Origin of the sequence: Paenibacillus sp. PastF-3 (assembly GCF_029893135.1) — a bacterium.
Classification (GTDB): domain Bacteria; phylum Bacillota; class Bacilli; order Paenibacillales; family Paenibacillaceae; genus Paenibacillus_AQ; species Paenibacillus_AQ nitricinens.
The window spans coordinates 309,433-321,959 of the sequence record NZ_JARXWM010000002.1; the positions used below are offsets into that span (position 1 = coordinate 309,433).

At 42.2% G+C, this 12,527-nt stretch carries 10 protein-coding genes and 3 pseudogenes; 5 read left to right on the top strand and 8 right to left on the bottom strand.

Going from position 1 to position 12,527, the window contains the following annotated elements; all coding sequences use genetic code 11:
* Positions 1–19: 19 nt before the first annotated feature.
* The 5 genes and pseudogenes from M2444_RS33540 to M2444_RS05425 form a co-directional block, all read right to left on the bottom strand.
* Positions 20–274 (bottom strand): annotated as a pseudogene (locus M2444_RS33540) (alpha/beta fold hydrolase); the annotation flags it as partial.
* A gap of 457 nt (positions 275–731) precedes the next feature.
* A pseudogene (locus M2444_RS05410) lies at positions 732–1,112 on the bottom strand (malic enzyme-like NAD(P)-binding protein); the annotation flags it as partial.
* Positions 1,111–1,626, bottom strand: a pseudogene (locus M2444_RS05415) (FAD-dependent oxidoreductase); the annotation flags it as partial. The pseudogenes M2444_RS05410 and M2444_RS05415, both read right to left, overlap by 2 nt.
* A gap of 182 nt (positions 1,627–1,808) precedes the next feature.
* On the bottom strand, positions 1,809–2,219 hold the full coding sequence (locus M2444_RS05420; protein ID WP_094869311.1) for a DUF6855 family protein: 411 nt from the start codon (positions 2,217–2,219) through the stop codon (positions 1,809–1,811).
* Between the two features lie 121 nt (positions 2,220–2,340).
* Positions 2,341–3,618, bottom strand: coding sequence for a hypothetical protein (locus M2444_RS05425; protein ID WP_280786457.1), 1,278 nt, complete (start codon positions 3,616–3,618; stop codon positions 2,341–2,343).
* 272 nt (positions 3,619–3,890) lie between these two features.
* Here M2444_RS05425 and M2444_RS05430 point away from each other — a divergent pair, with 272 nt between their 5' ends.
* Positions 3,891–4,364, top strand: a complete 474-nt coding sequence (locus tag M2444_RS05430; RefSeq protein WP_280786458.1) for a hypothetical protein — start codon at positions 3,891–3,893, stop codon at positions 4,362–4,364.
* A gap of 329 nt (positions 4,365–4,693) precedes the next feature.
* Here M2444_RS05430 and hcp read toward each other — a convergent pair whose 3' ends face one another.
* The 3 genes from hcp to M2444_RS05445 form a co-directional block, all read right to left on the bottom strand.
* The gene (gene hcp, locus M2444_RS05435) at positions 4,694–5,986 is read right to left on the bottom strand and encodes a hydroxylamine reductase (RefSeq protein WP_280786459.1); all 1,293 of its coding nucleotides are present in this window, start codon (positions 5,984–5,986) and stop codon (positions 4,694–4,696) included.
* A 93-nt stretch (positions 5,987–6,079) separates the two neighbouring features.
* Positions 6,080–7,480 carry an MFS transporter gene (locus tag M2444_RS05440; RefSeq protein ID WP_280786460.1) on the bottom strand — a complete coding sequence of 467 codons (1,401 nt, stop codon included), beginning with the start codon at positions 7,478–7,480 and terminating at the stop codon, positions 6,080–6,082.
* 243 nt (positions 7,481–7,723) lie between these two features.
* A complete protein-coding gene (locus M2444_RS05445) occupies positions 7,724–8,164 on the bottom strand; it encodes an SHOCT domain-containing protein (protein ID WP_256990408.1) in 441 nt (146 codons plus the stop codon).
* A gap of 175 nt (positions 8,165–8,339) precedes the next feature.
* On the opposite strand from M2444_RS05445, the gene M2444_RS05450 reads away from it, so the two are divergent.
* From M2444_RS05450 to M2444_RS05465, 4 genes are read left to right on the top strand one after another with little or no spacing between them, the layout of a single operon-like run.
* The gene (locus tag M2444_RS05450; RefSeq protein ID WP_280786461.1) at positions 8,340–9,920 is read left to right on the top strand and encodes a spore germination protein; all 1,581 of its coding nucleotides are present in this window, start codon (positions 8,340–8,342) and stop codon (positions 9,918–9,920) included.
* A 5-nt stretch (positions 9,921–9,925) separates the two neighbouring features.
* Complete coding sequence (locus M2444_RS05455; RefSeq protein ID WP_280786462.1) at positions 9,926–11,092, top strand: Ger(x)C family spore germination protein; 1,167 nt, start codon at positions 9,926–9,928, stop codon at positions 11,090–11,092.
* A gap of 5 nt (positions 11,093–11,097) precedes the next feature.
* Positions 11,098–11,340, top strand: coding sequence for a hypothetical protein (locus M2444_RS05460; protein WP_094869304.1), 243 nt, complete (start codon positions 11,098–11,100; stop codon positions 11,338–11,340).
* 23 nt (positions 11,341–11,363) lie between these two features.
* Positions 11,364–12,479: a GerAB/ArcD/ProY family transporter gene (locus M2444_RS05465; protein ID WP_094869303.1), complete on the top strand. Its 1,116-nt coding sequence runs from the start codon at positions 11,364–11,366 to the stop codon at positions 12,477–12,479.
* Positions 12,480–12,527 lie beyond the last annotated feature (48 nt).

Sequence of the window (12,527 nt, forward strand, 5' to 3'; positions counted from 1 at the left end):
TCTCCCCCTATTCTCCTCTGTTCAACATCGGATTTTCAAAATATTCCTGATTCTTCGCAGCAAGCTTTTCAAGCAAAACTTCTGCGTATGCCAATTCCTTATAAGGCGTCAACGAGGATCATACAAGAAACAAGCTGTGGATAAAGACTTGCGAATAATCTTGCTACCAATCAGACAACTCCTCTACCCAGTCAAGTCATGTTCGGTGGACAGACGTTGCTTGGCTTTTACCGATATTTGTTCTATCGTAAGAAAATGTTGACGTTTCCTGCATTATGCGTTCTTGGACTTTGTTCCGTGTCTCACTGCAATCACCTAATCCTGCTATAAAAATCACACTTGATGTGCTTTTTTTTGAATATCTACAGTATAGCTTGCTGTTGTAAACTCACCACTGATTTTTTGATTGATTTTCTATTATACTATGGAATGACTTGGCTAATCTATTGGGTATGTTGTTTATTGTCATGGGGCATCACCTTCTTGTCTTTTAGAACTTTTTGTTGTGTATCGAGTTTTTCATTCCCTTCAAAAAAAAGAAAAAACCCTTATATGACAGCTAAGGGTTTGAATCACTTCTTCACTTAGTTTAATAATAAGAGGCATTAACTCAGAGCGCTTATGGCTATTCTTTCTCCCCGGCCTAAACGATCAATATCCATAACCACTAATCCATCGCAGACATCAGTCCGAACCGGACGTATTGTCTCTATTTGAATGGATGTCCAGCTTTAATTGTTTTCCATTAACGCGCCTATTCTTGCCACACCACTCTTGAGCACCGCACGAATAACCGCTTCCCGGATACGCTCCACTACTCGTGGATCAAACGCATTCGGCATAATATAAGTTTCATGAAGATCGCTGACGTCAATCACCGAAGAAATCGCCTCAGCAGCAGCCAGTTTCATATCTTCATTGATTTCAGTGGCGCCACAGTCAAGGGCTCCACGAAAAATACCGGGAAAACAGAGAACATTATTGATCTGGTTAGGAAAATCGGAGCGCCCTGTCGCCATAACCTTGACGTAAGGCCCCGCAATTTCAGGATCAATCTCCGGAGTAGGATTGGCCATGGCAAATACAATCGGATCAGCAGCCATTCTTTTTAGAATCCAGCCAATTAATCGCACTTGCGGAATGGTCTACGAAGAAATGAAGCATCTCTTTATCGTTCGTATCGTGGCCACCTTTTAAGGACTCTTCATAAAACAGATCATTGCTGTCTTCAATGCCTTGCTCTTTTTGGAATTTCGTTTCAGAAGCGTTCATTCCCGAAGATGATTTTGTTGTATTCCCGCCGGCAACCGGCATTTTTTCAAAAATAACCGGGTTCATCCCTTTTGCTCTCGCCTCAAGTGCAGCAGACATTCCGGCACCGCCTGCACCGATAATGATGATGTCATATTTATCTTTTAGTTGATCGTACGGTGTATAGCTAGCTTTGGATGCTCCCGAAACGGCTTCAGTTTCCTTTGTCTCGTTGATCTTGCTGGTGTTCTTGCTGGTGTTCTTGTTCCCGTTTCCGTTGCTGCTGTTGCTGTTGCTGTTGCTGTTGCCACATCCTGTGATAACAAGCATAACTGAGAGAACGAGAATAAGAGCAGTGGTTACTTTTTTATTCATGTTATAGCTTTGCCACCTTGTGAATAATTTTTACAATCAGCTTAACGGCAAAGACCCTGCCCTTGAAAGTTTATGTAACTAAAAAAAACGTTTTGTAACTAAAGTAATCACTGCAATGTGTATGAAAGACCACCGGTTAGGGCATGGCTCAAAAAAAGAAGAGCCTTTAGGCTCTCCTTCGTTTACAAGATCGCTTTCATCCGATTGTTTCTTGGATTATGTTCTACTTCCGCAAGACCCAATTCTTCGAGCAATGGTGGGATATACATTCCAAATCGCCCCCGAAGTCCCTTCTTTAATCCATACCAACCGCCAACAGGGTTTTCAGGTGAACGCCCCCATGCTTCAACGGTACCTTCTTTTGCTGGTTTTTGCTCATCAGCACTTCCTAACTCCATCCAATCACCATTTTGTATAAGCATGGCGTGCAGATCTTCAATACAGCGGTAGTCATAATGCAAAACCGTTTTCCCTACAATGCAAACTATAATTTCTTTACCGTCTTTTTCGACCTTGTACATTTCATACTCGGATGTTTGCGGTGGTGTCTTTAATTTCCAAGGATTTTCCTTGGTTCCTGTAGTTGTCGACATATTTTCAACTCCCAAAGTAACTCACAAAATTAGTAAGTTGTAATCATTTTATTAGTTTGCATCACCTTACTATACTTCATTACCTTTATTCGTCCTACTCAGTATAAGGAAGCTGGCACTATCATTCCAAACTACTCATCTCCACCACATCTCCACTAGTGGCCTTCACAGCATAATTACAATCTAACTTCCCGCACAGCACATACTTCTTCTGCCCAGGATCATACACATAGACTGGCGTTAATTCGAGCCATCCCTTGAGCTTGTCATAAGCTTCGTCATGACTTACAGCAATTTCCTCTTCGCTCTTGAACTCATCAAACATATCGAGCATTGGTTTGTTATCCATATAATTTATAACCTTATAATTCTGCACATTGATGAACAGGAGGATCTTACGCTGGAATATACGATTACTTGGCGCCTTCATCCTCAGTGTTGCCTGAATATGTCCTCTTTCCCGTTGTAAAGTCTTCAATATCCATTCTCCGGATTCATCCGGATAGAGCTGGCTTAAACCAGCTTCGACTGCGGCTATACATACGGCTTGTTCTGCGTCTGTGATAGGAAGTGAGTCCGGATGCGGTTCGCGAGCTATTGCCTGCTCAATGGTAACTACCTCAGGTAGACGTTTCTCCGCCCTTTCGAAAGGCTCCAGCTCCGTATTCTGTTGCTCCCAATGCATTACCTGATCTATATTGAATCGTGCTCTCGTACCTGATATAAACTCAAATGGGATGGTGGTTGTTCCGTCATTTGTAATGTAGATCTCTTCTATCCCATAGATCAGCAGGAGTTGCTTCGTCTCGTACACCGGATATTCTATAAGTTGTAGTTGTTTCCTCGCCCGGGGCTCTATCGTTTGAAGTGTGAGAATATAATTCTCTTTGTGCACAAAGGAACTGGAAGGAAACTGGCCATATACACTGTAAAAAACAAGCCTGCCTTCCGCATCGAAGCGAAGCTCGATCCGTCCACCAGGAGTGACTGGTATGCTACCTATTTTTTCAATAAAATGATATTCTCCAATCTGCTTCTTCTCTAAGTGGAAGTGTTTACCGTATACCACCCTTGCCTCAGCTTCAATCCACCGGATGACTCCGTTAAAGTCTATATTTTGGAATGGTGTCCCCTTAGCATAAGATTTCCCGCCAACAAAAATCACACTTTTATAGTTGCGGGATTGTAGGTCAATCGTGATGACGGCAGTTCCTTCCGGATTGTAATCGCCCTTCCATTCCTTAATATGAGCAGGAAACCATTCCATACTAAGAAAATAGTTGGTTTCTCCCAGCATCATAACGTCGCGATAAATTTCATGAGAGTGTAAGTAGTAGTTGTCCAATCCATATTTTTGCTGTGTGGCATCAAGCAGTTCTTTGATTCGAATATCCATCATAGTGCACCCCATAAAATTGATGCCTACATCATACCATTACTTAGCGTTGATTATGAAACGCAGCTGCGAATATTGGAGTCGATTGTTACTTATTAAATAGTAAAATCTTCTGAATATTCTACAAGCTCATACAATGGTTTTTACTGATGTTCAGAAAATGATCAGTACCTTGGGTTTTAATAATGCAGAGTGTAATAAAATTTTGCACAGCCTTAAACAGAATTCTATACGTGAATAATAATGACCAAATATTTAAATGGAGGTAAATCATCATGTATGACATCATCGATGCAAATGAGGAATTAATACAATTTTTTCCACTTCCAGCGCATCTTTATGGTAAGGATATTGCTTGTATTGTAACTGTTGCTTATGCAGAAGAGCAGGGACCAAATTTAACGGGCCTTATAAATGCTCTATACTCCAAGGGATATACAAACCTTGATCATCTACTAAATTCCACATGGAATAAACTATACCAAGTTCCGAGGTTGGGACACAAAAGACTGATGCTTCTGCTTCGTTTACTAGAACGAATTTCTGCAGATCCCAAGACCATAGAAAACCATACCTTTGTCCCTCGTGTTACAATGCAGAGTAAAAAGGAAATAAAAGAATTAACTTTAAAGAGGATTATAAAGAAGTATAACGAATCATCTGTGGAGGTATTAAGTGAAGCTACCGAAAAAGAAGCTCGTTTAAAGAAAATTAAAGATAGACTCCGTGAAATGGGGATGATCATATAATAAAACCCTGCCAGTATAATGAAGTGCACTCTTTCAATTCATTCAGTAATCACGCGATGCATCGAACCAGCGTTGAGCCATCTCCTCTGTTATAGGCTCGCCAATCAGATGATCTTCACTCCCTCATTTTAAAAAAAGAGGGTGTCCCTCCATCATTTTATGGCTTTTGGGACACCCTCTGTTGAATTATTTCACGCCGTCACATAGGGTACGATTCACTGCGTTATCTGAAACGGCAAGTTATCAAAAATATAGTTTTATTTGCGTTAGTGTTGTATCACTTATCTTGATTACAAGCGCCTGCGGCCAATGTCTCTAACATGATTAACCTACGACAACGCCAACATCGCGTTCATATCTTCCTCAGCGGTAGTAATCAGCTTTAATCCGAAAAGCTCTACCAACACATCCAGCACACCAGGCGAGATAAACTCCGGCGGCTTCGGCCCAATACGAATGTCCTGAATGCCAAGGCTGAACAAGCCCAACAGAATAGCTACTGCTTTTTGCTCAAACCAAGACAGTACAATACTCACAGGTAGCTCATTCACCGAGCAGTCAAATGCTTCAGCCAAAGCCAACGCAATTTTCACCGTAGAGCCGGAATTATTACATTGCCCAAGATCTATATACCGCGGAATGCCAGTGTCTCCAACAGTGCCATAATCGACATCATTAAAACGGAACTTCCCGCATGAAGTGGTTAAAATAACAGTATCGTTCGGTAAGGAAGTTGCCAACTCGCGATAGTAATTCCCATCTTTACCTGGTGCATCACAGCCTGCAATAACGAAGAACCGGCGGATATGCCCGTCTTTGACAGCTTGAATAATCTCAGGTGCCAGCCCGATTACCGTTTCATGATGGTATCCTGTCGTGAGTACAAGATCTGAATCTACATCTGCCGCAGGTAATGACAACGCCCGGTTAATTAATGGGGAGAAGTCGTCATTTGTAATTTTCGCTACCCCTTCCAGCCCTGCGACTTCATAGGAGAAAAAGCGGTCTGCATACGTACCCTTAATCGGCATCACACAGTTTGTAGTTGCAAGAATCGCACCTGGAAACTGTTCGAAAAGTCTGCGTTGATCGTACCAAGCTTTGCCGATGTTTCCTCTCAGATGTTTATACTTCTTTAGCGCAGGATAGCCATGAGCAGGTAGCATTTCCGAGTGAGTATAGATGTTGATGCCCTTTCCTTCCGTCTGCCGCAATAATTCCTCCAGCGCATACAAATTATGCCCTGTCACTACAATACATTGACCTTCTATTTTGTTCTGACTGACTGTAATTGGCTGCGGAATGCCAAAGCGATCCGTATGTGCGCGATCCAGTACATCCATGATCCGAACCGCCGCATCACCGACCTTCATTGCCATCTCCAAATGCTCCTGCGTATTAAAATTGGAATTGGTCAAGGTCATATACAACGCTTCGTGGGTAATACGATCGACCTCGGGGTCACTATATCCTAGCTGCCGAGCATGAGTCGCATAGGCTGCAATTCCTTTTAAGGCAAAAATCATCGTATCCTGCAAACTAGCAATGGTTTCATTTTTGCCGCATACTCCAACAACGGTGCAGCCGCCAGTCGGTGTCTGTTCACATTGGTAACAAAACATATCGTTATCCTCCATATTTCAGATAGTCTTTCGATACTCTCAACGTAACAGAACACCCTACCTTGAGTTGTGATTACACACACATTTTTCACATCAAGAAGATTGAATTGTCCGTCTATGGATCACAACCATCATTATAATAACGCTTATACAAATGAAAATATTAATGCTAAAGACCATTTTGATCGCCTGAAGTTGACTCTCTTGCCCGATCTGTCCACTCACCATCCCAAGTCCAAGCGCAGAGCCAAACACCATACCCGCATTTCGTGTTAAGGCAATGATTCCTCCAATGGAACCTACATGTTCCTTAGGCGTCTGCTGCATAATATAGCTATTATTCGGAGAAGCAATAAGTCCCATCCCAAGTCCAATAAGACATAGAATTGCAGCGATTCCATAGACCGGGATATTCTCTAAAAATAATAGCAACAGTACGAACCCGCTTCCCATGCAGCTTAGCCCCATTAGCATCAATCGATGAGAGCCATAACGATCGGACCAGTAACCAGCAAGAGGACCTGCAAAGGCTAATGCAATGGGATAAGCAGCCATCATGTAACCGGTAGTAGAGGACGAAAACTGAACCGTTGCTCCCATCAAAAAGAATGGAATAAGGACAAGTAACGTATTAGAAAGAATAAAAGAGGCATTGCTCACGATCAACCCAACCGATACAGCAGGAATTCTTAGCGCCCGAAGAGGTAGAAAAGGTGTCTTTTGCCTCCGTTCCCATAATAGAAACGTGACCAACAGCAGGATAAACCCCATCAAACTCGCCATCGTCTGCGCAGACACCCATCCCCACTTGCTCCCATTTGTAATTACGAGAATAAGCAAGGTGATCCATGCCATGAACAAGCCCGCCCCCACGATGCTGACAGTTCCCGACTTACGATCTTGCACGCGGCCCGGAATGTACCGGTAAGCCATAATTGTAGCCACAATCGCCACAGGAACATGGATCAAAAATAGCCACTGCCAGCTGAGCCACTCCGCAATCAACCCTCCCGCAATAGGGCCAGTCATCCCGCCCAGTGCGACAGCCGTACTCAGAATTCCGAGTGCATGTCCTCTCTTCTCTTTCGGCATATGGATGCTGATGAGCGCAATATTCGTTGCTTGGAACATCGCAGCACCTATGCCCTGCACAACTCTAAGCGTAAGTAATATTGGCAGATTAGGTGAAAAAGCGACCAAGATCGAACCAACTGTAAAAATCACAAATCCGAGATTATGAATGCGGCGAAACCCATAACGATCACCCAATTTCCCCATCACAGGGAGAAGCACAGTAATCACTAGTAGGTACCCTGTTGTGATCCACAACCCCTTCGCAAGCTCTGTCTGAAAATGATTAATAAAAAAAGGAAGCGATACATTCATAATTCCGGCTGTAAAATGGGAAATAAAAGCTCCCATACAAATAGCCGCCATCATACCCAATCGCCGCCTGCGGGTGTCCGTTAGCTCTTTATTTTTTGCAACATTCATGCTGATCCCGTCCCCACTCATATTTGTCTAAGAATACTAACAATTATAAGTAGATCCATTGCCAGGACCAATCCCATAAAGATGGGATAAAGAGAGGGCTGTCTTTTAAGTCCTAAAAAGACAGCGAAGCAGCTTATTCTCCGTAATTGGAGAACAAGCTGCTTCGTATTTTGTGTCGTGAAGGCTACATCATCTATGGAAGTTATTTAATCAAACGTAGTCTGTGGACGAAAAAAGTCTATTTTATAATCCAAGGATTTGCTTTTTCTTGGCTTCAAATTCTTCTGGAGTTATGATACCGGAATCCTTAAGTTCTGCTAACTGTCTCAAATCATCGATCGACCCAACAGGAGCTGGAGGATTAGGGCGATTGTGTTTTTCTGATTTATATACTGCTATGTAATCACGGATTTTTTCGGCGATTTTCATTTTTCCCGGTTGAATAAGAACAACGTTAGCACTCGCTCCTTTCAAATTATCCTTTTTGGATGTTTGAAGGCTGGATGTAATTACTTGTAAATAAGGGACTTTTAAAAAGGGCTTAACTATACTGATCGTAATAACGGAATCCAAGGGAATCGTTTGAGTTTGTCCTCCCAATTTCTGAACATTACTAGGCTTAATTACTAGGTAATCCTCGTATAGTTCAAGAGATGATGTACCGCCGCTGATTTCGTGTATCATATTATCCACCTCATTCATAAGATATCCCTATCTTATCATATATTTACAGTCCGCTTCTATATTTATCCTCTGCTTCAAATTTCATAGATTCAGTCACTGAATCCCCACTGAATAAATTCCTAAATCAGGGAGAAAATAAAAATCACTTAACATCTAATTTATTAAGGAGAACTGCATGCGGAAATTTTTCAGCCCCAAGATTCCTCCGGCAAATCCAAAGCTGCATCCACAAACAGAAACCAAAAATGAGTGTTCAAACAAGGATCCTATATCCCCTGCCATATCTGAATATCTCGAGGACAATTTGCAGATTATTAGCAATTGTTTTGCCAATTGTTCAGATCTAAAGATTATCCCTTGGAATTATGGCCCTGATCTTAGGTATCAAGCCTTGGCAATCTACTTTAATACACTTACCAAGTCTGACCCTACAAATCATTTTAAAGATACTTTGCAAAATCTAGTTCCGCATGAGCTAGGTCCCGCCTCAGATGTAAATGTTCACGATGTCATCTCTTTCTTTGAACAAAATGGGGTTACCTCCCCACTCCTTGAATTGATGGACAATATCAATCAGGTCGTTAAGGGAATTCTTGACGGAAAGGTTGTCATTCTCTTTGATGGCTGGCAGAAAGCAGTCGCATATTATGCCCTTGATGTTGAGCAGCGTCAAACCTCGGAGCCTATTACTGAGCCAACCGTACAGGGTCCACACATCAGCTTTATAGAAAGCTTGGAGCGTAATATCGGTGTTATTCGTAGCTTACTAAAGACTACTAATCTTAAGTTTGAGTTCTTCACTTCCGGTAAGCAGGTTCAAAGAACGTTGTCCTTTGGTTACCTGGATGGAGTAGTGAAACCAGAAACGTTACAACAATTCAAGCAACGTATAGCTGATATCGAAAAGGAAGAGATTATTGACGTATCCTATCTCGAAGAGTGGATCGGGGATTCTCTCTACTCTCCCTTCCCACAAGTCCGCTACACAGAACGACCAGATACAGCTATAACCGCTCTACTCGACGGGAAAATTATTGCTATGGTAAACGGAAGTCCTTCCATATTGATCTGTCCTGGAAATTTCATGGAATTTTTTACGAATAGCGAGGATTATTACTACCGAACCATTTTTTCATCTTTAATACGGTTGATTAGAGTGGCTGCCTTCATCATCGCGCTGTTGTTGCCTAGCACCTATATCGCGTTATCTAACTTCCATTCCGAACTAATTCCCACTGTTTTGCTACTTGCCATTCTTAACACGCGCGAAGGCATCCCCTTTCCTGCCTTGATTGAGGCATTAATCATGGAATTTTTCTTTGAGCTATTAAGAGAAGCGGGCATACGCTTACCTAGGCCGATCGGGTCAGCCGTCAGCATCGTTGGTGCATTGGTCATAGGACAAGCAGCTATACAATCGCAAATTGCCTCTCCGGTTATGGTCATTGTGGTCGCCTTAACAGGTATTGCCTCTTTTGCGCTCCCTCAATACAATATGGCCATTGCACTGCGGATCTTGCGGTTTCCATTAATGATTCTTGCGGCAACGTTCGGAGGGCTTGGGATCATGGTTGGTTTTATACTGATTTATCTCCATCTGACTACCTTACGCTCTTTAGGTGAGCCGTATTTAGACTCGTTGGCGCCACTTGACCTTAAAAAAGTACGTTTTTCAATTTTCGTACTTCCGAGAAAGCTACTGCTTCATTCACCTCGTAGTCGTCATTTATATAAAAAGACTTCAGGAAGGAAGTAGATATAGTGAAACGACTTACTACCTTGCTAATCTGCCTTCTTGTTCTCAGCCTAACTAGCGGATGCTGGGATAATAAAGAACTTGACGAGTATGGGTATGTACAAGCAGTAGCCATTGACCAAGGGGAAGATGATCGCTTTGTGATAACGACTCATTTCTATAATCCTTCCACCAAAATTGAAATGGGGCAGTCAGGGAATCCAGCGTCCAAGGGGATTAATATTTCAACGAGTGGAGAAACCTTTTTTGAAGCCATACGAGAGATCCCTGCAAAATTCGGCCGAAAAGCCAAATGGGATCATATGCGTGTCATTTTAATCGGTGAACAATTAGCTAGAAACCTGAACATAAGGGAAGTGCTTGATTTTTTCTCTAGGGATCAAGAGCCACGTGGTACCGTTCTTCCCCTCATTGCTGAACAAGCCGCGGCGCCTTTTTTAGATGTAAGTCCGTTTATTGAACAAACCATTGGTCAACAGTATAAGAGAATGGAAACAAGTGGTGCCCTATATGCCGCAAAAACTTCCAAAATCCCTCTTTATGAGCTGGCTATTCAAATGTGCAGTCCCTCCAACACTTCTGTTCTACCATACCTGCATAAGACCCGTGTAGATAATAAAGCAATAATATCAGGACTAGCGTTAATACAAGACGGGAAAATGGTAGAACTTCTGAAGGAGAAAGATACTGAGGCGTTCATGATGCTAATGGACAGATATATTTATGGAGTCTTAGAATTTCCTTGCACGAATGAGACCGAAAATGCGCTACGAAAAAAGGAATCTCTTGAAGTGCTCACCTTCAACAGTAAGCTTACTCCAACCGTAAGCAATGGTTCTGTTTCCGTCGGTGTAAAAATTGCTATTGAAGGTACAATCGGAGAGTTACGCTGTTCACACTTAAAAACTGTTAAAGACATGAAGCAATTTGAACAGCGAATTGTAGCTCAGGTTGAACAGCAGGTAAAACATACTACTGATTTTTTTAAAACAAAAAAAGTAGATGCACTTGGAATTGGTAATCAGATCTATCGAAGAAATCCGCAGCAATGGAAACAATTGGGGCCTGTATGGAAGGAAAAGCTTGCTCAGACTGAATTCGATATCAATGTTGAAGTCAAAGTGCTAAGCACTGGTATGAATTCAGGTACAATATTCGGGACAAAGGAGTAGTGGCTATGCTGGGACAAATTATCTGTGTACTGATATTAGCTTCCGCTATGCTAGCCCATGACATCCCAAAGTTTAGACAGGCCTCCGTTCGTGATCGAGTGGTCTATGGAGTCCTTCTGCTGCCGGTTCTTTATCTCGGGTTTATCTTCATAGCAGCAAAACCGTGGCCTAATTTGGACTCGCTCTTCAATCTACTTACGGGTCCAGCTGAACACATCGTCCATTGGATCAATCCGGCTATTTCATAAGCGTATAGAAAGAGGAGGAACGTATGAATAAGCAAGAACGTGTTAGCTCTATCCAAATGTCCATGCTGTTTCTCTTCTTTATGACAGGTTCTTCAATCGTCATCGTCCCTGCTTCACTAACTAATTTTGCTGGCAATGGAGCCTGGATTTCTCTCATCATTGCCTCGGCCATAGGAATGCTTCTGCTAACCGGTATTCTCTATTTAAATAGACGAGCGCCGGAGCTATCACTTGTGGAACAAAGCCGCGCTGTGCTTGGAAACGGACTGACTCTCGTTCTATTACTTCCTTTCACATGTGTTTTGTTTTGGAATGTCGCAGGAATTGTCATTGAGATTGGTACCTTTTTCAAAAGTACGATGTTAAAAGAAACGCCTACTTATGCGGTAAATACGATGTTTTTTATAACGATTGCCATGACGGCACTCGCTGGCATCGAAGTAATTGCCCGTATGGCCGCGGTCTTAATGTCTCTAATGTTCGGATTTATTATCTTGGTCTGGATTCTCGTAGCAGGTTTGTATCATCCCGAATACCTGCTGCCCATCATGCCTGATGGAGTTAGACCTATCCTAAGTGCTGCATATGTAGTCTATGGCTTTCCCTATTCCGAGCTAATCGTTTTTTCCATAATTTTACCTTTTGTGCATAAAGAAGATAAATCAAAGCTAGGAAAACAAATGTATCTGGCACTCATCATAAATGCCCTGACGTTAATTACTTCTGTCATTAGCAGTATTATGGTACTGGGACCCCTGTCCGGCAGCTTAAAATATTCATTGTACCAGTTGGCGAGGTTAATTTATTTTCAGGAAACGATAGAGCGGGTCGAGTCCGTGATCGGTTTTTCCTTGATTATTGGCTTCTATTTCAAGGCTTCAATCCTGCTGCTTATTCTAATTAAAGTCATGAAGGAGCTTCTGAGATTAGAAAATGAAAAACTGATTGTCTTCCCGCTTGCTTTTATTTGCCTTCTGCTGTCTGTGACAACTTACACACAAGAATCTGAGCTTACAGAAATCGTGAACACTACTTGGCCCTTGATCACTAATTTGGCTTACATCCTGCCGTTCCTTCTGATTCTGTTGGTCACATTTATTCGATTCCACATGAAGAAGCATAAAAATCAACAGTTTTGATCCAATTTTTAATCAAGGTCATCGATTACACTGAAATTGAACTTGGAG